This is a genomic window from Roseobacter sp. HKCCD7870 (assembly GCF_037830315.1).
In the GTDB taxonomy this organism is placed as follows: domain Bacteria; phylum Pseudomonadota; class Alphaproteobacteria; order Rhodobacterales; family Rhodobacteraceae; genus M30B80.
The window spans coordinates 280,991-302,653 of sequence record NZ_JBBLYO010000002.1; the positions used below are offsets into that span (position 1 = coordinate 280,991).

Annotated in this window: 19 protein-coding genes; 9 read left to right on the forward strand and 10 right to left on the reverse strand. The window is 49.7% G+C overall.

Translation table 11 applies throughout. The features are described from left to right. Positions 1–9: 9 nt before the first annotated feature. From AAC637_RS09805 to AAC637_RS09830, 6 genes are all read left to right on the forward strand, one after another. Positions 10–1,506, forward strand: coding sequence for a secretin N-terminal domain-containing protein (locus tag AAC637_RS09805; RefSeq protein WP_340303400.1), 1,497 nt, complete (start codon positions 10–12; stop codon positions 1,504–1,506). A gap of 74 nt (positions 1,507–1,580) precedes the next feature. After that, entirely contained in the window at positions 1,581–2,873 is a 1,293-nt protein-coding gene (locus tag AAC637_RS09810) for a GspE/PulE family protein (protein WP_340303401.1), read from the forward strand. Next, positions 2,870–4,108 (forward strand): type II secretion system F family protein, encoded by a 1,239-nt coding sequence (locus tag AAC637_RS09815; protein WP_340303402.1) that lies wholly within the window; start codon positions 2,870–2,872, stop codon positions 4,106–4,108. The genes AAC637_RS09810 and AAC637_RS09815 overlap by 4 nt, the downstream gene beginning before the upstream one ends. Beyond that, on the forward strand, positions 4,109–4,639 hold the full coding sequence (locus AAC637_RS09820) for a hypothetical protein (protein ID WP_340303403.1): 531 nt from the start codon (positions 4,109–4,111) through the stop codon (positions 4,637–4,639). Further along, complete coding sequence (locus tag AAC637_RS09825; protein WP_340303404.1) at positions 4,636–7,572, forward strand: pilus assembly protein; 2,937 nt, start codon at positions 4,636–4,638, stop codon at positions 7,570–7,572. Before AAC637_RS09820 ends, AAC637_RS09825 begins: the two co-directional genes overlap by 4 nt. A gap of 2 nt (positions 7,573–7,574) precedes the next feature. Further along, a complete protein-coding gene (locus AAC637_RS09830; protein WP_340303405.1) occupies positions 7,575–8,351 on the forward strand; it encodes a prepilin peptidase in 777 nt (258 codons plus the stop codon). Positions 8,352–8,410: 59 nt separating this feature from the next. Here AAC637_RS09830 and AAC637_RS09835 read toward each other — a convergent pair whose 3' ends face one another. The 5 genes from AAC637_RS09835 to AAC637_RS09855 form a co-directional block, all read right to left on the reverse strand. Further along, entirely contained in the window at positions 8,411–9,586 is a 1,176-nt protein-coding gene (locus tag AAC637_RS09835) for an enolase C-terminal domain-like protein (protein WP_340303406.1), read from the reverse strand. An 11-nt stretch (positions 9,587–9,597) separates the two neighbouring features. Continuing rightward, entirely contained in the window at positions 9,598–10,560 is a 963-nt protein-coding gene (locus tag AAC637_RS09840) for a 2-hydroxyacid dehydrogenase (protein ID WP_340303407.1), read from the reverse strand. Between the two features lie 11 nt (positions 10,561–10,571). After that, positions 10,572–11,339 (reverse strand): SDR family oxidoreductase, encoded by a 768-nt coding sequence (locus AAC637_RS09845; RefSeq protein WP_340303408.1) that lies wholly within the window; start codon positions 11,337–11,339, stop codon positions 10,572–10,574. A gap of 119 nt (positions 11,340–11,458) precedes the next feature. Beyond that, positions 11,459–12,415 carry a 2-hydroxyacid dehydrogenase gene (locus tag AAC637_RS09850; protein ID WP_340303409.1) on the reverse strand — a complete coding sequence of 319 codons (957 nt, stop codon included), beginning with the start codon at positions 12,413–12,415 and terminating at the stop codon, positions 11,459–11,461. A gap of 76 nt (positions 12,416–12,491) precedes the next feature. After that, positions 12,492–13,292, reverse strand: coding sequence for an HpcH/HpaI aldolase family protein (locus AAC637_RS09855; RefSeq protein WP_340303410.1), 801 nt, complete (start codon positions 13,290–13,292; stop codon positions 12,492–12,494). A 228-nt stretch (positions 13,293–13,520) separates the two neighbouring features. On the opposite strand from AAC637_RS09855, the gene AAC637_RS09860 reads away from it, so the two are divergent. Further along, the gene (locus AAC637_RS09860; protein WP_340303411.1) at positions 13,521–14,219 is read left to right on the forward strand and encodes an RraA family protein; all 699 of its coding nucleotides are present in this window, start codon (positions 13,521–13,523) and stop codon (positions 14,217–14,219) included. A 148-nt stretch (positions 14,220–14,367) separates the two neighbouring features. On the opposite strand, the gene AAC637_RS09865 is transcribed toward AAC637_RS09860, so the two are convergent. The 3 genes from AAC637_RS09865 to AAC637_RS09875 form a co-directional block, all read right to left on the reverse strand. Beyond that, the gene (locus AAC637_RS09865; protein WP_340303412.1) at positions 14,368–15,321 is read right to left on the reverse strand and encodes a phytanoyl-CoA dioxygenase family protein; all 954 of its coding nucleotides are present in this window, start codon (positions 15,319–15,321) and stop codon (positions 14,368–14,370) included. 205 nt (positions 15,322–15,526) lie between these two features. Continuing rightward, complete coding sequence (gene yczE / locus AAC637_RS09870; RefSeq protein ID WP_445322737.1) at positions 15,527–16,102, reverse strand: membrane protein YczE; 576 nt, start codon at positions 16,100–16,102, stop codon at positions 15,527–15,529. A 194-nt stretch (positions 16,103–16,296) separates the two neighbouring features. Continuing rightward, complete coding sequence (locus AAC637_RS09875; RefSeq protein ID WP_340303414.1) at positions 16,297–17,313, reverse strand: LacI family DNA-binding transcriptional regulator; 1,017 nt, start codon at positions 17,311–17,313, stop codon at positions 16,297–16,299. A 163-nt stretch (positions 17,314–17,476) separates the two neighbouring features. Here AAC637_RS09875 and AAC637_RS09880 point away from each other — a divergent pair, with 163 nt between their 5' ends. Next, positions 17,477–18,385, forward strand: a complete 909-nt coding sequence (locus tag AAC637_RS09880) for an NAD(P)-dependent oxidoreductase (protein ID WP_340303415.1) — start codon at positions 17,477–17,479, stop codon at positions 18,383–18,385. Beyond that, positions 18,382–19,248 carry a sugar phosphate isomerase/epimerase family protein gene (locus AAC637_RS09885; RefSeq protein WP_340303416.1) on the forward strand — a complete coding sequence of 289 codons (867 nt, stop codon included), beginning with the start codon at positions 18,382–18,384 and terminating at the stop codon, positions 19,246–19,248. The genes AAC637_RS09880 and AAC637_RS09885 overlap by 4 nt, the downstream gene beginning before the upstream one ends. 13 nt (positions 19,249–19,261) lie before the next feature. On the opposite strand, the gene AAC637_RS09890 is transcribed toward AAC637_RS09885, so the two are convergent. Both AAC637_RS09890 and AAC637_RS09895 read right to left on the reverse strand, forming a co-directional pair. Next, on the reverse strand, positions 19,262–20,296 hold the full coding sequence (locus AAC637_RS09890; RefSeq protein ID WP_340303417.1) for a proline racemase family protein: 1,035 nt from the start codon (positions 20,294–20,296) through the stop codon (positions 19,262–19,264). Next, positions 20,283–21,449 (reverse strand): alcohol dehydrogenase catalytic domain-containing protein, encoded by a 1,167-nt coding sequence (locus AAC637_RS09895; protein WP_340303418.1) that lies wholly within the window; start codon positions 21,447–21,449, stop codon positions 20,283–20,285. Before AAC637_RS09895 ends, AAC637_RS09890 begins: the two co-directional genes overlap by 14 nt. Positions 21,450–21,663: the final 214 nt, after the last annotated feature.

The following is a 21,663-nucleotide window of genomic DNA, read 5'->3' on the forward strand; positions in this document are numbered from 1 at the left end:
TTTTCTTTGATGGCCCTAATGCTCTTGATTGGTTGCGACAATATTGGGCCGTCGCTTGATGTTGATGCTGGTGAAATTGCCAACGAGACCATTTCTGAGGTGCGGGAGCGAGGTGCGTTCTGGGATCTGTTCCGGCCCACGCCGGGTGGGGCTAGTGCGCTATTGCCCTCGGGTAGGACCGTGGTCGCTCAAGAGGTGTTGGTTCGCGCGCCGGTTATAAGTGACGCTATTCCAGATAGTTACCCCGATATTTCTGTATCTGTGACAATGCGTGATGTTGATGTGCGGGAGGTTTTAGACGTGATGCGTTCTCTCGCCAACATAAACATGGTTGTAAGTAGTGAAGTAAGTGGAGTGACGTCGGTCGCCATGGAAAGTATCCCCTGGCGCTCGGCAATGGAAACAATTCTATCATCTAACCGTCTCGGTTTTAGGACAACGCGCGGGTCGAGTGTACTAGAAATCTACACTCTGTCGGAATTGAGTGAAATTGAGGCAGCAGAACTAGCCCGAGCGCGCCAGTCGGTTGAGTTGCGTGGTTTGCGCGATGGTGAGACTTATCAAGTCACGACTGCTTTCCACCGCGTACGCTACGCCGACATTGAAAGTGTGGCCGAGCAAGTGGCGCAGCTCTTTGGTGCATCCACAGAGGACAGTGAGGGAACGCAGAGTTCCAGTATTGTGCCGCCCCTCGTCATTGTGCCAGACCTAAGGACGAATTCTGTCATGCTGCGGGGATTGGAACATGAAGTTGTGGCTGCATCTGACTTGCTCGAGACACTCGACGTTCCCACGCAGCAGGTCCTAATAGAGGCGATTGTTGTCGAGGCTTCGCAAAGTTTTGGATCTGCCCTTGGTATGAGACTGGGTGTGGACTGGGCGTCTACAAGTGGCAGTGTCACGGTTGGCGGATTGCAAGGCGGTCCAGCCGCGCAGGCTCTTGGAAGTTCCGCTGGTACGGTATTTGATTTCAATCCGGGTGGGAGTAATGCGGCGATTGGCATACTGAGAGAAGTCGGGTCGACCGATCTGCGCGCCGAGATAACCGCGCTACAAGAGGAAGGCATTTCGAGGATTGTTTCTAATCCCCGAGTTTACGCAGTTGACAATGCTGAGGCACGCATATTTCAGGGGATTGAAATTCCTTATGAAAGTGGCGCCGCCGAAGGAGAGCCGACATTCAAGGAGGCTGGACTTAGCCTTGTTGTGACCCCCTCAATTACTGGAGACGGAAACGTATTTTTGGATGTTCAAATCAATAAAGACAGCCCAAATTATTCGCAGAGCTCTACCTTCCCCTCTATAGACAGGTCCGAGGTATCTACTCGCCTACTTGTGGCAGATGGCGCTGTAGCTGTCATTGGCGGCATCATGGAAAGCAGCAGGTCTGAAAATCAAGAAAACCTTCCCGGGGCGACTGGGATATTTCGTAACATTTTTGGGGGGTCGGCGACTGAGACGTCTGATAAGGAATTAATCATATTTCTGATACCGCGAATTCAGTAATCGCAGGAAGCTTGACGACTGAGACTGCAGCACTACATAATTGAGATTAAAATATGTGTTGAGGATCCACTGGAATGCATGCGCTGAACGAGGATGAACACAGTCAATCGGAGCACTCTTCAACGATCGCTTCGTTGCGTACATCGGAAACAAACCCTGTGAAAGTTGCTGATATTCGGCATAGGGCGTTCCCGCAAGTCAGTTTGTGCCTGGATGCGATTGTGGCCGAGGCCATGGATGCTGGCTCCAGTGACATTCACATCGAGCCGTATGAGGTTGAGTGTCGTCTTAGGATTCGAGAGAGCGGTGTTCTAGAAGAAAAGAGAGGGTTCGCGCGCTACATAACTCAAAATTATGATGCGCTGATTGCCCGCATTAAGATTGTAGCTGGCCTCGACATTGCTGAGAAGCGCTTACCGCAAGATGGTGCATTCACCTATAAAGTGAAGAACAGGGAAATTGACCTGCGGGTGTCGATATTGCCCACTAAGCATGGCGAGCGGGTGGTCATGCGACTGCTAGATAAGTCTGGGTTTGAAATATCGCTCGCAAATTTGAACTTACCTACTGACAGTCTCAATCTGTTAATCCGCTCTATATATCGCACGCAAGGTTTAGTTCTCGTGACCGGCCCTACTGGAAGTGGTAAGTCCACTACTCTCTATGCAGCCCTCACGGAACTGAATTGTGCGGAGCGAAATATACTGACGGCTGAGGACCCGGTTGAGTATCAGCTTGATGGGGTGGGCCAAGTGCAAGTTAGGGAAGACATTGGTCTCACATTTGAGGCCGCACTTCGCTCGTTTTTGCGTCAGGATCCTGAGGTCCTACTCATTGGCGAAATTCGCGATCGTAACACGGCTGACATCGCCATCAAAGCTAGCCTGACCGGTCACTTGGTATTGAGTACCCTTCACACCAATGACGCGGTTGCCACCGTTACCCGTCTTATAAACATGGGAATAGCTCCCTATCTCATTTCTGCATCACTGGAACTGGTTGTTGCGCAGCGTCTACTGCGAAAGATTTGCCCTCACTGCAAGGCGCCTCACCCCAACCAGAATGAGCTGTGGGAACAGGCGCATTTTATGTACGGTCATAGCTTCATGTCTGATAAAAGAATTTTTTATCATGGGACGGGCTGCGAGGCTTGCAATCACACTGGCTACAAGGGCCGAATGGCGATTTACGAGATGTTCTCGCCAAGCGATGCGGCCAAGAACCTTATCACGAACGGAGCCAATTATTCGGCGCTCTACGAGCAGGCCAAGGCAGACGGCCTGCACACACTTATCGATGACGCGGTGCGATTGGTCGACGCGGGTGAAACGTCACTGTCGGAGGTTGTGAGGGTCTTGAGTTCATGAACACTTTCGTTTGGTCTGGCTTTGTTTCTGGCGAGCGTAAGGAAGGTGTGGTGCAGGCCCCGTCAATGGAAAATGCGGTGTCGCTTTTACGTTCTCAGAGCGTGATCATAACCAAAGTCACTCCTCAGACTGTTGAGTTGGGTGCTGACGATACGATCGGGCCCCCGCAAGACCTTGATAAAGTCGTGAGAATTAAAGTCCCCGCGAAAGAGAAGTTAATTCTTCTGAAGAAATTGCAGACCATGCTATCTGCAGGTCTGCCGATCGTTGACAGCCTCGAGATGATAATCGCGCAGTCCTCTAAGAAGATGAGGCCGATCGTTCAATTCATTTACCACGACGTGCTAGAGGGTGTGCCGCTGTCGGATTGCTTCCAGAAGTTCCCAAAGCAGTTTGATACGGTTGTAATCAACTTGATCAGCGCTGGTGAGATGAGCGGCCAGCTCGATGAGTTCCTTAGTAAAGCTGTAGCATACACAGAGCGGCAGGCAGGTATTCGCAAGGCTCTCAAGTCGGCCGTCACTTATCCCGCTGTCTTGTTGACCGTAGCAGTTATGGTCGTCACGGTCATGATGGTGAAGGTGGTGCCCTCGTTTCAGAACTTATTTTCCAGTGGTGGTAAAGAACTGCCCGTCCCAACTCAGGTGGTCGTCGATATCAGTAATTTCATGCGCACGCCTGATAAAATTCTGCCTGTTGTAGCGATAATTTCCGCATTGTTAGTCGCTCACCTATTTTTTTCGCGCCGGCGCGTTGGGTATAGGAGGCGCTATCACCTGTTTTTGCTTAAGCTCCCCGTTGTCAAAGGACTTATAATTAATTCGAATTTGGCAAAAGTTTCTATGATCGTTGGCAACCTGTACGAAGCCGGAGTGTCTCTGATCGACACCCTAGAAGTTACCAACAAATCGGTTACTTTTGAGCCTATCAAGGACGCACTTCACCAAGTGCGATATGGCATTGTCGAGGGGCGCTCGCTGTCCCAGTCCTTTTCACTTTATCCCAGCCTTTTCCCCCCTACTTTTACCGCGCTGATCCAAGTGGGTGAGAATAGTGGCCAGCTGAGTAAGATGCTAAGCTCTATCAATGAATACTTTGGCGCAGAATTCGACGACAGTGTTAAGCAATTCACCGCATTGCTTGAACCTATCATGATTGTTTTCATGGGTATTGTGATTGGGGGTATCCTTGTGGCGATGTACATGCCTATGTTTTCGATGGGGGAGGCCTTTTAAATGCGTGGAAGTACTGCACTTTTGTCGGCGATGTTTTTAGTTACAGGTGCCGCAAACTCATGGGCGTGCACCTATTCCGACTATTTGCTGACTTTAGGGAACCACAATTCGGCCTTTGAAGACTTTTTGGTGGCATCTGACCAAAACGTTGGAGATTTGGATGGGCATATTGTTGAGGCGGCTTACCCCGTATGCGATAGGGCTGATCTCTTTAATTTTGTGTATTTTTACATCGCCGGTGACGCTGTTGGCCTCGTAGGAAATTCCGTCACCTTCGGGGCGGTGAGTGACGCGGAGGCATATTATTCTGAAATTCTAGCACATTTATCAGCTGACTATGACCTGGAGGAAAGTAGAACCGTCCAAGGAGATGACGGGGTTATTAGCGAGCGGCACGCGCGCCTCAGTGGCCAAGCTGGTACCCTTACCCTCAATCTGGCGATGGTCACGGAATATGATTTTGGGGAGTATGCCGTGTATCTTGAGAGCTATGCCGGTCAGAGTCATCCTCTGTTGCAGGAGGCGCAATGATTTCTGTTATGCAAATGACGATCTCTCGGCTTTCTGCTCTGCTGTTTCTGGTGGCTCTTACAATGGGTGGTGATCTCCAAGCTAAAGCGCCTCCGCCTGGTACAAATGCCTCAAACGGTGCGGCCGACATATATTTTGCGATTGACACGTCGGGTAGTATGTCTTGGTCGCCCAACGGCTTTAATCTATATGCGCGCGGGATGGCGCAGGGTTGCTCTAGTTCGTATTACACTTATCGTTACTCAGGAATTTCATCTACAAGTCGATACTATTATTATAGATATTATAGATACGGTCGCTGGTATACCACATATTATTATTTGCCATATTACAACAGCCAAGATCGCCGATATTACCAATATCGTAGTTATTCCTATAATCAGAACGGCCGCTACTACTACAACTCTAATATGGGATTTGTCACGAGGGCACTGAGGGATGTCGTGACTGAGCCAGACTTGGCCGCTAACGCACATTTTGGACTGAATACTTGGTCCAGCTATGACATCAATAGATTTTATCCTTCGTCAACTGGTGGAGCGACCATTAATAGGATGGTTGAGCAGTGTGACGCTGCCTTTCGTCCAAGTGGAGGTACATCGCCAGATCATCCGCTTGAGGAAGCATATAGATATTTCGCTAGACAGGGATCAACCGTGAATACATGCGGCGGCAGGCAACGCGCAGTGATTTTGCTCTCGGATGGCCAGTGGAGTTCTTACACCCAAAGCAGAGCTATCAGTTGGGCTAACAGTTTGCGTGCCATTGGCGTCTCAACATTCGTGGTTGGTTTCACCACACTGACGAGTAATTCTGCTGCTGGCAGAAATTACTTTGACTTGGCGGCAGCTGGCGGCACCACGCCAATATTATCCAGTAATATCCAGACTATCACAAATGAGATAAAAAATTATATTCGGTCGATAGTGCAAGCCAATCTCTCCTTCACTTCGCCCGTGATTCTGCCTTCGATTTCAGGAAGTGACAGAGTTTACCAGCCAGATTTTGTATTTAGCCAGCAGGGGCAGTGGCGTGGTAGCCTACGCGGGTATGAGCTTCTGCCAAACGGCTTTATTAACCAAACTCGCGGCGAGTTGTTCGATGCAGGAGAGCTGCTGAACAGTGTTCGAGCGGCCGACCGAAGGATTTGGACTGTTATGCCGGGTCTTGGTTACTCAGCGTCAGGTGGTGTGGGCAATTTGACGGCCACGCATCTGGCACATATCCATGCGCAGACCTCGGCAAGTACTGGTTTTTCTCAGTCTCTCTACACGAGCCAAATGATAGATTTCATCCGTGGCGTGGACGTTTTTAATGATAACGACCTCCCGAATAATGCCCATAATGAGCGTTGGAAGTTGGGAGATATATATAACTCGACCCCAACGCTAGTAGGCCCGCCCACTGCCGATGTTCGCAACACTGCCGTCAGTAGTGTGCGAGATGTTTCAAGTGCGTCAGAGTATCGCTCTCTAACAAACTATCGATCTTTCCAGTCTGGCACCTCATGTGGGACCCGCTGCTCAAGCCGACCGGACGTGATCTACGCGGGCTCGAACGGTGGACTGTTGCATGCATTTGATGAGAACGGACGAGAGCTTTGGGCGTTTATGCCGTATGCGTTCCGCCACCAATGGGGTACCAATAATCCTGAACGCAGGTTGCAGCGCCGTTCTACCGCAGTGTACGGCGTTGACGGTCAAATTGTTGCACAGGATGTATTTGTTGGTGGTCAGTGGAGAACTTACCTAGCATTTGGGATGGGGAGGGGAGGCAGAGCTTTTTACGTTCTAGATGTGACCGACCCGAATGCCCCAACTTTGGTGTATGGAGTTGAAAATAACTTGGCCAATGGCGAAGTCTTAGTACTGACTGGGAATGGTAATGTTCGTCGTTGGTACTCTAACCAACCAGCAAGTGACATATCAGATTACGAATTTCTAGGTTTTACTACCAGTACGCCGCGTATAGAACTTAAAAACGTCGCCGGATTACCTCGTTGGGTCTTGTCTATACCAGCTGGCTATGACTCGAGTTCGGCGACGCAGGTTGGAAAAGCACTTTTTGAGTTAGATTTGGACACGCTCCAACTGATTAATGGCGGGGCAGTGTTTGTATCGGACGATGGTGGCGATGGGATTGCGAATGCCGTAATTGCGGATGCTGACCTAGTAGACAAATCTCTGTTCATTCCTGCTGGTAGTCGGGTCGACTATGCTACCATTCTAGCTGAACGTGAGGGCGTCCTTTCAATCGTGGACGGAGGCACTTACGGCCGACTTGTTGATTTAGAGGCATCCTCAGCGCTCGACAGGCAGTTATTTTTTAGCCCGACAACTGCATATGACCGGCGCGGTGTGATGAATATTTTTGGGGCCACTGGGGACTATTTCAATATTCAAAACCGCGATCGCCGTAACGCGAACGTGGTGTTTGGCGTTGACTTAGATACTCAGCTGCTAGGTAATGCTGGGATTGGGGCAAATGGCAATCAAATGCTGTTGCCGGCAGTCGTAAGCCAATTGAGCGGTATGTGGTCAGCCAATTCAAATTCGAGTTGCCCCTTGTCGGAAGATTGGAGGTACCAACTTAATACCTATGAGAAAGCCTCCGGTGGCGTGGCAATCACGTCCTCATCGGTCTTTGTACCGGCTTACACACCTGCTGCAAATTGTATTGGTACTTCCAGGCTACTTGAGCTCGACCTCAATTGCGGCATTTTGTTAAACTCATACAGTTTAGGCGAGGGGATGGTAACCACACCAGTAGTCTATCGTAACAGAATTTACGCAGGAATCAGTTCTAGGACCACCCCACAGGGTGGGGGACAATACCAAAATGCGGTCAGGGAGGGTAACCTAATTGTTATTGAGCCTGCGCAAGCCATATCACCCGATGGAGAACTGACTTTTGAGAGTTGGACAGAATATTAGAAATGAGCTGGGCATTTTTAGTATTTATTCTTATTATAGGGGCTTGCTGGGGAAGTTTCATCAATGCCGTTGGTGGACGAATGCTTCGTAGACTTTCTGCTGATAACCCTGACGTATATGTAGAACATGGGTTGGCGCTCAGTCACCGCTCAAAATGTTTTAATTGTCAAAGCCTATTAGGCCCAACGGAACTTATTCCGTTATTATCATATTTATTTCAATTTGGTCGCAGTTCTTGCTGTGACAGGCCCCTACCAATAAATTATTTTGTTTCCGAAGTTCTGTTTTCTTTGGCGTTTCTATATTTAGGTATTCGTGAGATCTCTGCCACTGAATTTTTCAGTCTCATAGTATTGGCTTCTGCGCTTTATCTGCTTTGTCTTGCAGACCTGCATAGAATGGAAGTGCCCATATTTTTAATCATAATTCTTTGGATCATTTCAGCAATTTACTGCTTAGTAATCAAAGAAGAAAGTTATCTAGTCTACATCTCTTCTATAATAGTGGCCTTCACACTTCTCTTTTTGCCAGGTTTCCTAACGTCAATGATTATAAAAAAACCAAGCTTAGGGATAGCAGATCCCCTGGTGTTTTCGGTATTATCTCCGTATTTCGAACTATGGCTACTGCCTTATTTTATGCTTTTGTCGTCTGTAATTGGTATTTTTTGGTGGATTTTAAATAAAGATCGCGGAAAAGTTCCATTTCTGCCTTCTATTGTTCTAGCATTCACAATCCTTTACGTCGCTCAACAAGCCGCGATTTATGGAATAACCTGATCTGATCGGCACGGCGTGTTTAGCTCAGAAACTGAGTTGGCTTAAAAGTTGTTGGATTTCTAATTATAGTGTAATTGAAGCGTTTTGTGCGCGTCAATAAACTCCCAGTCATAAGCCACGCCAAGCCCTACGCCATCAGGCAATTGGACCGTGCCGTTTTCGTCAATGCAGTCCAGTTGGTCAGTGTAGCCGCATTCATACACTGGCGGCACTGCATTTGGGCAGTCAGGCCCCACCAGGGCCACCTCGTAGAAGTTTGAGTTACGACTGCGGGCGATCATGTGGCGATGCGCGGGCCCACAGGCATGCACCTCGACATCCACGCCAAAACTTTCGGCCATATTATGAATTTTAAGGCAGCCCGTGATCCCCATGTCATATTCTGGATCAGAGCGCAGGAAGTCAGTGCCGCCCGCAATTAAGAAGTCAGCTTTGGGTTCAACACCACGCACGTGTTCAGTTTGTAGCAGCGGCGTGCGCAACATTTCGCGTAATTTCTTGTGGGCAAAAGCTGAGACGCCGCTGTCGCGGTAGGGATCTTCAAGCCAAAAGTAATTGGCTTCGTCGCAGGCCTTCCCGACATAGAGAGTGTCTGCGAAATTGCGCAACTGACAGGCTGGGTCGAGCATTAGCGTCATCTCATCGCCAACAGCCTTACGCACGTGAAGCACTAACTCTGCCTCCTCTCGGGCATTGCCATCATGCCAGCCGTGGATTTTAAAGGCGCGATATCCCATTTCCTTGCAGGCCAAGGCGAAGTCACCGTAGGCCTCCTTGCAGTCTAGCCCGCCACTGCGGTCGCCGTGGTAGGTGCTGGCATAGGCGGGGAATTCCCGCCGGTGGCTACCGAGTAGTGTTGCTATTGAGCACCCAAGCGCTCTCCCCTGCCAATCCCAAAGGGCGATATCAAGCGGCCCATGACCCATGTGATCAAACTGGCGGGCCTCACGCTTGAGGTCGTCGTAAATCCCCTCACGCTCCTCCGCGTCCCGGCCAATTAGCATTGGCGCCAGCATCTGCATTTGCCCGAATACCGAGAGTGATGCCCCCCAGTTCACGACGTAACTTCCAATGCAGCCATCTCCGGTCTCGATTTCGACGGCGTACTTTTTGATTGGAGTTGATGCGCCCGGCCTGTAATAGAGCCCGCCGATTGAGCTACCACCGGCGGATGGTGCCAGATTTGCGGCCTCGAATTCAAATTCAGTGAGGGTGACTCGCGTAATCTTGGTCATTCAAAAGTTTCCTAATTCAATTGATTGATGAGGGGCAGGCCCTCAGCCAGGCGCGTGATGTTGTCCGCGATTGTTGCCTGCCGCCGCGCTATGGTGCCGTTTGTCCATCCGGACATGTGCGGCGTCATAACTATGTTCGGTAGATCTTCGAAGCGACGTGTCGCGGGGCGGTGTGGTGTGGAGGCATCAGTTGGATAACTGTACCAAGTGTCTATGATTGCGCCGCCAATTGTCTCGTCCGCGAGGGCGTCATACAGCGCGTCTTCATCTACCACGCCTCCGCGGCCAACGTTCAGGAAGACGCAGTGGCGCTGCATGGCGGCGAAGGCTGAGCCGTTAATCAATGAGACTGTGGAGGGCGTGAGCGGGAGCGTGTTGACCACAATGTCGACCGCGCCCAGCATATTGTTGAGTTCGTCGAGACCGTAAACGGCGGTATAGCGTCTGTCGGTGACGGGGCTTCGATTGGCAACGTGCACCGCCATGCCAAAGGCTACCGCCCGATCCGCGACTGCCTGCCCGATGTGGCCATGGCCAATGATCCCAATGCTCTGAGCGCCCAGTTCGGTTCGCAGAGCCGTGGGGCCTGCGCCCGCCCAAAAATTCCAGGCGCCCGCTCTCAATTGAGCGTCTGCCGTCGCCAGGGGGACATGACGGGACAGGAGGGCGGACATCACATATTCGGCAATCGCATTCTCGTGACCGAAGGCGTTACACACTTTGCAGGTGGCCGGAAGAGCGTCAAATGCCACCTGGTCGTACCCTGCCGCGGGTAGCTGGAACAGTTGCGCATTTCGAGCTGTGACGGGGGACTTGAAGTGGACACCCACTACAACGTCTGCCGCGTTAAGTGCATCCTGAGCAATTTGATCAACCGCGTCTGGTACGCTGGTGATCTTATGGGGGATCGTTAACAGGTCGGATACTCCCGGTAGAAAACTTACTGCATTCGCTCCGTAGAAGACAATTTTCATTCTGATCACCCTCAGAGAACTGAAATCATGCCGCCATCGGCATAGATAATTTGTCCTGCAACGTAGTTAGAGGCGTCCGACGCAAGATATATGCACGTGCCGGCTAATTCCTCGGGCCGCCCCCATCGCCGCATTGGTGTGCGTGACTTGACCCACTCATCAAACTTTGGGTTGTTAATAAGCGCCTCGTTCATGTCTGTGACCATGTAACCGGGTCCAATAGCATTGGCCTGAATGCCCAATTCTCCCCATTCCGCTGCCATGGCTTTAGTAAGCATTTTGATGCCGCCCTTGGCTACAGTGTAGGGAGCCACCGTCGCACGCGCGAGCTCTGAGGTGAGCGAGCCGATATTGATAATCTTGCCGTGGCCGCGTTCGGCCATCCGCTTAGCTGCCTCGCGACCAACAATGAAGGCGGCAGTCAAATTTGTGTCTAGTACGCGATGCCAGTCCTTAGTCTCCAGTTCAAGCATTGGTTTGCGAAACTGGATCCCCGCATTGTTGACCAAAACGTCAACTTTAATTCCGTTTGCATCAAGTTCTTGGAACGCACAGATAACGGATTGCTCATTGGTGACATCAAAAGCGGAAACTCTAGTGCTCAATCCCAGTCCCTGTAGCTGAGCGCGGGCAACCTCGAGGTTCTCGCCGTTAGTACCATTTAGGATTACACTTGCTCCGGCCTGTGCCAGACCCTTAGCAAAAGCAAGTCCCAGCCCGCGTGAAGACCCTGTAACCAGTGCGGTCTTTCCTGTCAGATCGAAGAGCGTAACGGTCATATTAACCCTCCTAATAATGCCCTTTGGAGAGCTTGGCTTTTAAGGCGTCAGGAAGCAAGGCCATCGCAATCTTAGTTAAATTTTGGTCAGGATTAAAATAGACCAATGAAAAACAATCTTTAAAACCAGGATTTTTGCCTAGGATGCTCTAGCACGCTTCTGTTTACAATGTATTGAGGTGTTCTCCGGTCAGCGTATGACAGAACGCTCCCGATCGCATCTCGTGCGATGTTATCGAAGCATTCATCTGTCCAGCATAATGAGTGAGATGTAGTGATCACATTTTCCATTTTGAGCAGTGGGTTCGCCATGTCTACAGGCTCTTGTTCAAAAACATCCAACCCTGCGCACGATAGATAATTTTTTTGAAGCGCCTCGATCAGATCAACTTCCTTAATCACTGGACCACGTGCCACGTTTATTAGAGCTGCAGTTCGCTTCATTCTGGACAACTTACTCATGTCCACCAGGTGATAAGTATCCTGGTTGAGTGATGTCGCTATAATTAGGACATCACTTTTTTCAAAAAGCTCCTCAGTACTTAACTTTTCCGCGCCCAAAGCACTTAGTTCTGCTACGGAGCAATTTGGGTCGGCGGCTGCTAATTTCATTTCAAAAGGTTGCACAAGGCGAAGTATTTCTTTGCCGATGCTGCCCGCCCCGAGGACACCTAACACCTTACCAGTCAGCCCCGTGCCCATGTAATCTGCATTGTGGGACCACCCGCCGGCACGCGTCAAATTATGCTTCTCAATAATGCGATGGGTCGCAGCCAACATCATAGTTATGGCCATCGTAGCAACCGGGCGGCGCACCGCATCAGGAGTATTGGTGACCATAATTCCTAAGTTGCTCATGCCATCAATATCAACGGAGTCAAAGCCCACTCCGTGGCGCGCCAGCAGGCGTAACCGACCAGTAAAGGGGCCAGTGCGTGGCGCTATTTGTGAGAATGAAACTTTCTCCAGCATTAAGTAGATCGCATTGAAATTTTCGGCATCGTTCGCGCCAATTTCGGTCTTTTCTGCCGGTAGGATCGTGGCATCAATGTCCGGGCGATCCATGAGTTTTTGCAAGATCTGTGGATCGAAGCACGGTGCACCGTCACTTCCAAAAATTGAGCCCGATATGCCTACTCTGAACTTCTGCACATCAATTCTCTACGTTTTTGTTACTGAGAGAATTGATGAAATTAATTCCGCTGTTTAGCTCCGCCTTGAGCAAAATGTGATCTATGCCATAGGCAATCATACGAAATCCATGCCCCCAATACTCCTCGGCGATCGCTTTGTTGACGGCCATGAAGCCTGAAAGTTTCCCATTTTTGTTGGCTGCAGATACAATCCGCGACACAGCGGCAAGATAGTCGGGGTGATCTAGTTGCCCGGGTATACCCATAGAGCTGGTTAGGTCGAAATGTCCCAGCCATAGCACGTCAATACCCTCGACGGCAGCAATTTCGTCCACGTTTTTAAGCCCTTCAGCTGTTTCGATCATGGCGATTAAAATGGTTTTTTCATTGGCGTCTGCCATAATCGCCGCCGGGGCCCTGTCTGAGTAGTCGTCGTGTGCCACACCAAATGCAGTGCCGCGCTTGCCAATCGGTGGGTAGTAGGCCCGCTTTACAAGGTCTCTTGCCTGGTCAGCACTTTCTATCATGGGTATCATCACACCATGGGCGCCTATATCTAGTGCCTGACCGATTGTGTTCCCTTCCACCGTAGGCACCCTAACAAACGGCGCTATATCGAGCCCCCTGCATGCCGCCATTTGATTTTTTAATGTCTCAAATCCAATTCCGGTGTGCTCCATGTCATACATCAGAAAATCAGCACCCGCGGACGCGGCTATCATGGGCATCCCAGTGGAGAAAAATTCGAAGACTAGCATCCCGGAAAGGTGGCCTTTAGCCACCTTAGTCTTTGTTACGCTTTTTTTGTTTTCTAGAACCATTGTCTCGACACCTTTTGATCAAACAAACTGTGTCTAGTGGACCACTTAAAAAGCAAGAAAATTTTAACCGCGTACCGATCCATTTTTTCTAGCAACTCCGCCAACGCGCTCCTGAAACTGGCCTAAATTGAGGGCTATAGACGTAATCTCCATCTAACGAAAATTGATGGCCAGTGCGCTGTAAATTTGTCATTCTTTGATTTTTACAAGTTAAAGAAAAGGTGCATCATGATTGAAAATCCGCCCAGGTTAATCATCAAGAAGAATATTAGCCGTCCTACCAAAGCGCAGGTCGCGGCTTTTCAAAATGTACCGACTAGCTTTGTTGCAGATGCGCTAGATGGAAAAGGCGCTCTGAGTGAGAACATTCAACCTCTGGGTGCGGGCCGAGACATCAAGTGTGTCGCGGCAGGACCAGCAATAACGGCTTATTCGGGTCCGGCTGATGTTTTGGCTAGCTTTGCTGTACTGGATTTAATCGAAGGCGGCGAGATGGTAGTTGTGTCTTCTGACGCCCATCAGGGTTGCGCTGCGGCTGGCGATCGATTGATAGGAATGTACAAAAACTGCGGCTCTGCTGGATTTATAACCGATGGCCCCGTCCGCGATTATTCAGGCATCGTCGAAGTAGGTCTGCCGGTTTGGTGTACAGGCCTCACACCTGCGTCTCCCTACATGTCGGGGCCCGGAACAGTTGGCTTTCCAATTCAAATTGGTGGCCAACAGGTTGAGACCGGTGACATGATTGTTGCTGACCTTGACGGAGTAGTTGTAGTTCCCTTTGCCAAGATCGATGATGTTATTCAAAAGCTGGAACGCATCAAATCTCTCGAAGCCGAGTTGGATGCGCAGGTCGCACAAGGCCTTAAAATGCCAAAGTGGTTGCCAGATTTAATGAAAGGCAGTGATGTCAGATACGAAGATTAGAAGTGCCTAAGACTTAACGCGCTGCATTTCACTCAATGCTAGAAAACTAACTAATTTCAGCCACGCCCCCTGCGCGCCTGGAGGTTCAGTTTAACCAAAATAGGCCGCTCCTACCGTGAAGCCTACCAGACCACACAGAAACTGGGATTTAAGCACAAAATGGCGCGTCGCTGGTCCAGCGGTGGATTGGTATGTGGCTCTGCGTCGAGAGTTTCTTCCGCGCTTCTTCCCATGATTTTTTCCAAGCTTTCCAGTCTGTCAGAACTTGGCCTGGATTTGCTTTGCTACGCGCAATAAATTCTGGGAAGTGTGATCTACCTGTAGGCTGCCCGGTTTTGTTGAAGCGTATATCGAAAGACCACCTGAATTTATCCGTCATGTTGTCTAGTGAGGCGTGGGGCGTCAACGGATGTAGGATTAAAATACCACCCGACTTAACTGGCAAAGGTATTGCACTACTTTGTTCTATAAAGCCGTCCGCTATCGCGGTCTGCCGCTGCGGGCAATGAGGCAATAGGCTCTGCTCAGTTTTCTTTGGAATAACTTGCAGGCAGCCGTTACTGACAGTCGCGTCGTTTACAGCACACCACACGGTAACCATGTCGGTGGTGTCGGCTTCGTCGTGGGCAACGCCGCGGTCTTGATGCCATGCAGTGTTGCCAATGTGAGCACGCACCTCGTCCTGGTGCAATCTTTTCGCCGGTGGTTTCAATCGAACATGTTGGATTGGGTTAGAAGTGATTTCAGGACCAATGAGATCTTCCACGATATCAAGAAGTCGGTCAGCGGTGAGGAGTTTGAAAACGGCGGGACCAAAGTGCATGGGCGTGTTTTCAGTGATTTCATCCCCCGGCAGGGAAATATCCATCGGCTGGAACCAGTCACACCCTGCTTCATAGCAGTGCATAAGCTTGGTGTAGAAGTCTTCTTTTTTTATGCTAGCTGCTATTTTCCCTTCGGAAATCCAGCCGTCAACGAGCTCATCGAGTAGGTTTTCGTATTCTTTGCGTACGGGTTCCAAGATAGTTTCTTGGTCGAACACATCCTCGACCACGAGGTAGCCATTGGCGTGAAAAGATTCTTTTTGTTTATCTGTCAGCACATCAATGCCCTCCCAAGCTCAATTCACCACGCATCTGAGAATTACAGTCACGCTCTAAGCTAATCAGCAGATAAAAATTTGGTCAAGTTTTTAGCGTATTAGGCCGGTCTCTCAAAAATTGTAGCAATCTACAGGAGGACTTCGAAGGTTCTGCCTAGCTGCTTGGCATACGTGTTATTTGATAAAAACTGGAAAAACCTTTTCATTAGTGTGAATTTTTTTTGCCAAATAAGGAAATTAAAATAGCCATGCTCAGTGCAATCGAAGGGCCAATCCCAAATGCGAATAAAAGAGTTCCGATGCCCACAATTCCACCAAGCAGCCAGCCTACGGTCACCACCAAAATTTCAATAGCGCTGCGAACCCATACAATCGGTAATCCCGTAATCCTCTGAGCTCCTGTCATCAGGCCATCACGCGGTCCCGGGCCAAGATTGGCAATCAAATAAATTGCTCCACCAAATCCAGTCGTGAATACACCCAATGCGCCTTCAGCTACTTTTAAGACTGGTTCCTCAAAAACTGGGATATGTGGCAGCGCCAAATCCATCACTGAGGCCACGATGATAATGTTTAGAATGGTCCCGATGCCCGGCATTTGTCTTAGCGGGATCCACAGAAGAAGCACTGCACAGCTGACCACAAAAGTCGTCAAACCTATGCTCCAGTCGGTAAGGCGTGAAATCCCTTGAGCAAAAACCGTCCATGGGCTCACTCCTGATCCGGATGCGATCAGGAGTGTCTCCCCAAACCCAAAAATTATTAGCCCAAATATGAGCATGGCACACGATGCAAAAGGGGGGCGCACACTCAGTGGGACCGGCGCACTCCAAAAGAGCTGTGGTATGGTTTTAATTTTGAGAAAGCTCAAGAATGCTCCGAAGTCATATCGTTTATGTTGTGATCATGACGCTCACACAGGATCTAAAGTGGCAATAAATAAATCAACTATGGAGGCAAACTATTCAGTGTTTGCTAGCCGCTATGACGAGGTTCCAGATTTTCCCTGGTTATAATCTCCACGGGCACGTGAATGTTGTCACTTTGCCCGTTGATTAGGTAGTTTAGGCAAACATTTATGGCGCGCTCAGCCATCAGTCTCATATCTTGGTGAAGAATAAATTGAAAAATGCCCTCTCCTAGATGACTTCGGGTTCTGCGTGTTAGGTTGTGTGCAATGACGCAAATTTCTGAAGTTAAATTGGCCTCACACAGCGCACGCACAATTCCTTCGTTGCCGCCACCTACATTGTACAGCCCGACAAAGCCGGGAGTGTCACGGATAATTCGGCTTAAGTGCTCATGATTTTGTTCCGCGGTGTCATGGCCTAGCACAGTTTCCAGTATTTTAAGGTGCTTCGCGTGGCTCCTGAGATAAGAGCGAAACCCCATTTCTCGATTTTCGTGGGAACGATACAACTGGCCGCCCGAAATAATTACAACTTCGCCGCCGTGAGGGCATGCTAGTCCCATTAAGAGCCCCGCAGTTCGCCCCGCCGCGCGTCCGTCACTACCAACAAACCCAATAACTGGCGCATTAGGCAGGGGGGAGAGAAGACTAAGGCAAGGCACTCCTCTATTATTGAGATAGGAGACAGCATCACGAACTCGTGGATCTTCTAGAGCCTGAAATATAACCACGTCCCATTTGCCTGAGCCACAGTTGCGTAGTTTGCGAGCCAAAGCGGCAGGCTCTAGCTTGGGCGAAAATGCGCATTCGACAATGGCATTCCCCAAAGCGCCAAACTCGTTAAAACATTGTGCAAGATATTCAGTAGATAGCCCGGCCATTTCAGGCAAAATCACCTTTACATGCCATGGCCTAGGGCTGCGCGCCGTCCACGCACCACTCTCTATTGCAGATTTGGCTTGGAGAACCTTTTGTCTGGTTGCGTCCGACACATGGCTGCGCCCATGTATAACCCTATCGACAGTGGCACTGCCAACATTGGCGAGACTTGCAATTTCCTTGATACGAGCGCGACCAGTCATAGGGTACTTAATACATCAAAATACATCAAATAAACTCGTTTAAAATCACATATCACATCAAAATTCATCAAATATGAAAGTTGCAAGTGATTTTTCTTGGCTTTTGGCCGCTTGTGCGGTGCTTTTTAACGGCGGATGGCAAGCACAACGGTGGAGGGTGATTATGAAGGCAGCGGTTGTTGGCCTTGGGGATATGGGCAGCGGCTTGGCTTTGAATTTGATCAAGGCTGGCTTTGAGACTTGGGGCTTTGACATTGATCAGAAGCGAATGGCTAGTTTTTCTGAGTTTGGAGGAAAACCGGCAGAAAATTTGTTCGAGTTAGGCCGCAATGTCGACGCAGCCTTCGTAATGGTGATGACTGGCGCGCAGGCCAAGGAGGTAATCTTTGGAAGGGGTGGGCTAGTGGAGGCCATGCGTAAAGGCGGAATTATTCTGATCACTGCCACAATCAAGCCGCATGAGCTTGAAGAGATCGCAGAAGGATTAAAATCGACTGGACTGGATTTGGTCGATACTCCAGTGTCGGGCGGGTTCCCGGGAGCGCAATCGGGCACACTTACAATGATGGCCGCAGCTCCTTCAGATATCCTTGATCGTGCGGCGCCTGTCATGGAGGCTGTGTCAGCCAAAATTCATTGGGTTGGGTCAGTCCCCGGACAAGGTCAGACAGTTAAGGCGTGCCTGCAGACAGTAATTGGATCGATTTTCGCAGCGAATTTTGAGGCGTGTGTTCTTGCTGCAAAGGCGGGCATTTCGGGGCAAGTGATCCACGATGTTTTCACCACATCCGGAGCTGGATGTGGCGTTACTAAGGCGGCTCTAGAGAATATAATCGACCGTAAATTCGAGGGGACGGGCAGTCACATCTCTACCATGCACAAGGATTTAACCATTTCCCTTGATTTGGCACAGCAAATGACTGTGCCGCTGCATATGGCTGCTCAAGCGATGCAAGTGTTTCATGCAGGTAAAATAAAGTACCCCAATGGAGACAATTGGGTTTGTACGCGGGTTATTGAGGAAATAGTCGGTGTAGAATTGCACCGCGATGGGGCGAGGGCAATTAGATGAAACTTGGTGTGATTTGTGACGGTATCAGCCGGGATCTCTACCATGCCGTCGATGTAATGGATGAGTTCGACCTAGAATACGCAGAGTTACAATTTGTTTGGGATGCCGAGGTGGGTGATCACACGCCAAAGCAGATCAGAGAAATGGACAGTCTCTTGAGAGATCGCGGTAAGCCCGTCTCCTGCCTCTCCCGTCACATCTTTGCGGGTATGACCCAAAACAACAAACCCGGTGACACACTCCACACAACCCATATGGACGCACTTAAACGCGTCATCGACATGGCACACATTTTAGATGCGGGATTAGTACGGATCATGACGCCAAAGAAGGAGCAAATACTTTGGGGTAGTCATGGAGCAGAGCAATGGAACGTCGCGAAGGGCGCGTGGGACGCTATCCTGCCGCTGATTGCGCCAGCAATCGAGTTGGCCAGGGCTGAACGTGTCAAGTTAGTTGTTGAAACGGGTAATGGCACGATGGTTAATTCCAGTTACACGGGTCGTCGTCTGATTGATGATCTGGATGCAAAGGACGTCTTGGGCGTTCTGTGGGATCCAGCTAATAATTGCTGGTGTCACGAGGAGGCATTTCCTGATGGCTACATGGAATTGAGCCAGGGTTACTTAGCCCACGTTCATATCAAGGACGTCCAAGTTGACACCCCACGGGCACACCTTGAAGTGCGCCGAATGGACGAGGGACAGCTTGCACCCTACTTTCCCAAAATTGCTAGTTCCTTACGACAAGACAGCTACCAAGGAGTAATCTCTTTTGAGAGCGTATATCACAAGGGAGACGGAGACTTTGAAGCTGGTTTCAGGAGCTGTATTGATCGCTTTAAGGCGCATTTTTCTAGTTAGAATTGTAAGCCTACTAGTGCCCAAATCTTCTCAGATTTGAAAATCGTGAGAGTGATGGGTTTTGAAAATCAACGTTCATTTGAGTTCGCATCAGAGCGTAGGGCCTTGAAGAAATGTTGACCCTAAGCATGGGAACGCCAGCTTTTTCTGTTAAGCCTAGGCCATGGCCTACGAATTTAGTCCCAATCGGCGATGTATTGGTCAGCTGGTCGTTGGCCTGCATCGTACCTTTGTCCAACTCATAAGCCATTCGCGCGGCCGTGCCCGTTCCAGTGGGACACCTGAAGATCGTGTTAGGATGTCCATAAATTGCTCCTGCGCTTTCGAATTTGTCTGAACCGGCCTGAGTTATAGGCCCAAGGAAATTCACAAATTTAGGTGCCTCTAACGGCCCCAACACTGGGTGGGTTGCGTCAAAGTCAGGTTCGATTGCTTCGCAAATCGCAAGTCCGATAGTTTTCATTTTCGCAAGATCGGCTGTGTTGATTTCTAGACCGAACTGCTCAGCATCAACCGTGACGAATAGTGCCCCACTCCATACAAGAGCTACATCGACCTTACCATGATCGGGCAGGGCAAGCCGTATCTTTGGATTGATCACGTACGAGGCGTCACCTTCGACAATCATCTCTTCGATGACATCACTCCTTACTGTGGCTGTCGCTTGGATCAAACCAGCTGGCACTTCGTGAGTGATTTTGTTGCTCCCCTCCGATTTTGGTAGCATGCCGGCCTCCATCAGAGCGAAAAGCGTTGCTGCTGTGTTAGACCCAGAAAAATATGGATACCCCATACATTCCATGATCACTTGGCCAAACGGTGCCTCGCTAGTTGTTGAGGGAAAAGTTAGGTTGGCACACATATCTTCATGGCCCATCGGCGGCGCAATCATTAAACTTCGCAGAGTGTCAAATTCAGAAGTTATTAGGTGGCGCATTTCAAAGGCTGATAAACCTTTTGGTATCGGAATTCCGCCAATAATAACCCGATGGTAATCCCCGCCGACATCCACGTCGGCTATATCAACTAGCCAATTATCTTCGGGCATAAGGTTCACCAAATTTTTTCCATTTTGCATCTGGAACCACAACAATATTGCCGACGTAGTTCTTTGCCTGGAAAGTCTTTTGTGCGTGGTGCAATTGCGACAGAGGAAAAATTCCGCCGAGAGTTGGACCAATTTTACCGGCCTCAATGTAGTCTATTATTCGAGCAAAATCCTCGGGTTGCCCTTGAGAGGAACCATGGATGTTCAAAAATGCCATGTATACGGTATGTAAATTGATGCGTGGCGTGTATCCGGAAATAGTACCTGCAGAGATATAATGTCCATCAGGCCGCAGGGCTTGCAAAAGACCGTGGAACATGGATCCGCCGACCTGATCAATTACGACGTCGATAGACCGATCGCTAAGGGCGGCTCCTCTAACTGCAACTAAGAATGCATCCTTATCGAACTTGCCACTTTGATCTGTGAAATCCTGGCGGCAGATACAGGCCTCTGCTCCAAGTGATAAGATCTGCTCCTCTTTTCCACGGCTGGTAACGGCATAGGGTATTGCCCCGCGTGCGCGGGCAAGTTGGATGGCAGCAGAGCCCACACCGCCTCCTGCGCCCGTAATCAGAATTTTGTCTCCCGATTTTGCGTTGACCCGCGACAACATATGCTCAGCAGTCAAAGTGGCGCAGCCAAATGTTGCCAATGCTGCATCTGGGATATTACGCTGGATTTTGTGCGCATTGAGCGCGGGGACGACCACATAGTCAGCGAAGCCCCCGTCTGCTCCGTGCCCAATATAGTCGACATTGTACAAATCCATTCGAGGACTGCCGTTTGTATCTTTCGCATGATAAATGCTGAAATCTACCAGAACGCGTTCTCCCAGACGATTTCGCGGCACCTTGTTGCCAACCGCCGCAATACGGCCGACGATGTCTGCCCCTTGAATGCGAGGAAAGCTAAGTCCTGTCTCACCATTGGTGGCGGCGATAGAGGCTGCGGCACTGGCCTCGTCTAGATCGCTGTTTGGGTCAAAATCCACTGCGTATTGAGCTTCGCGAACTTTGATGTCCGTATTGTTTAATCCGCAAGCACTCACTTCTATGAGTACATCGTGCGCGCCTGGTTGAGGTACTGGGAAGTCATTGTAGTAAACTAGCTTCTCGGGTCCACCATGCCCCGTTAACACCATCGCCGACATTGTTTTTGGTATTGGCATGCTTTCCTCTCAATCTAATTTGGCGATCAGGCGTGAACAGACTGAAACAAGCTAATCAAATCATCAAGGTGTAATACGTAAGAGATAAATTTTGTGGATATCCCATGAAGAGTTCAGGGTAAGCTTGGTGCCAATTAAGGTCAGCTTAGGTGGCCTTGCTTTTAGTTTTTTGGGATGTCTTTTATTGCCATGCGGG

What these genes read in the sequence shown, in the direction of transcription:
- AAC637_RS09845 (WP_340303408.1), bottom strand. Translation starts at nt 11,339, where the DNA reads ATGACCGTTACGCTCTTCGATCTGACAGGAAAGACCGCACTGGTTACA.
- AAC637_RS09880 (WP_340303415.1), top strand. Translation starts at nt 17,477, where the DNA reads ATGAAGGCAGCGGTTGTTGGCCTTGGGGATATGGGCAGCGGCTTGGCT.
- AAC637_RS09820 (WP_340303403.1), top strand. Translation starts at nt 4,109, where the DNA reads ATGCGTGGAAGTACTGCACTTTTGTCGGCGATGTTTTTAGTTACAGGT.
- AAC637_RS09830 (WP_340303405.1), top strand. Translation starts at nt 7,575, where the DNA reads ATGAGCTGGGCATTTTTAGTATTTATTCTTATTATAGGGGCTTGCTGG.
- AAC637_RS09835 (WP_340303406.1), bottom strand. Translation starts at nt 9,586, where the DNA reads ATGACCAAGATTACGCGAGTCACCCTCACTGAATTTGAATTCGAGGCC.
- AAC637_RS09815 (WP_340303402.1), top strand. Translation starts at nt 2,870, where the DNA reads ATGAACACTTTCGTTTGGTCTGGCTTTGTTTCTGGCGAGCGTAAGGAA.
- AAC637_RS09875 (WP_340303414.1), bottom strand. Translation starts at nt 17,313, where the DNA reads ATGACTGGTCGCGCTCGTATCAAGGAAATTGCAAGTCTCGCCAATGTT.
- AAC637_RS09860 (WP_340303411.1), top strand. Translation starts at nt 13,521, where the DNA reads ATGATTGAAAATCCGCCCAGGTTAATCATCAAGAAGAATATTAGCCGT.
- AAC637_RS09890 (WP_340303417.1), bottom strand. Translation starts at nt 20,296, where the DNA reads ATGCCCGAAGATAATTGGCTAGTTGATATAGCCGACGTGGATGTCGGC.
- AAC637_RS09840 (WP_340303407.1), bottom strand. Translation starts at nt 10,560, where the DNA reads ATGAAAATTGTCTTCTACGGAGCGAATGCAGTAAGTTTTCTACCGGGA.
- yczE (WP_445322737.1), bottom strand. Translation starts at nt 16,102, where the DNA reads ATGCTCATATTTGGGCTAATAATTTTTGGGTTTGGGGAGACACTCCTG.
- AAC637_RS09805 (WP_340303400.1), top strand. Translation starts at nt 10, where the DNA reads ATGGCCCTAATGCTCTTGATTGGTTGCGACAATATTGGGCCGTCGCTT.
- AAC637_RS09895 (WP_340303418.1), bottom strand. Translation starts at nt 21,449, where the DNA reads ATGTCGGCGATGGTGTTAACGGGGCATGGTGGACCCGAGAAGCTAGTT.
- AAC637_RS09885 (WP_340303416.1), top strand. Translation starts at nt 18,382, where the DNA reads ATGAAACTTGGTGTGATTTGTGACGGTATCAGCCGGGATCTCTACCAT.
- AAC637_RS09855 (WP_340303410.1), bottom strand. Translation starts at nt 13,292, where the DNA reads ATGGTTCTAGAAAACAAAAAAAGCGTAACAAAGACTAAGGTGGCTAAA.
- AAC637_RS09825 (WP_340303404.1), top strand. Translation starts at nt 4,636, where the DNA reads ATGATTTCTGTTATGCAAATGACGATCTCTCGGCTTTCTGCTCTGCTG.
- AAC637_RS09810 (WP_340303401.1), top strand. Translation starts at nt 1,581, where the DNA reads ATGCATGCGCTGAACGAGGATGAACACAGTCAATCGGAGCACTCTTCA.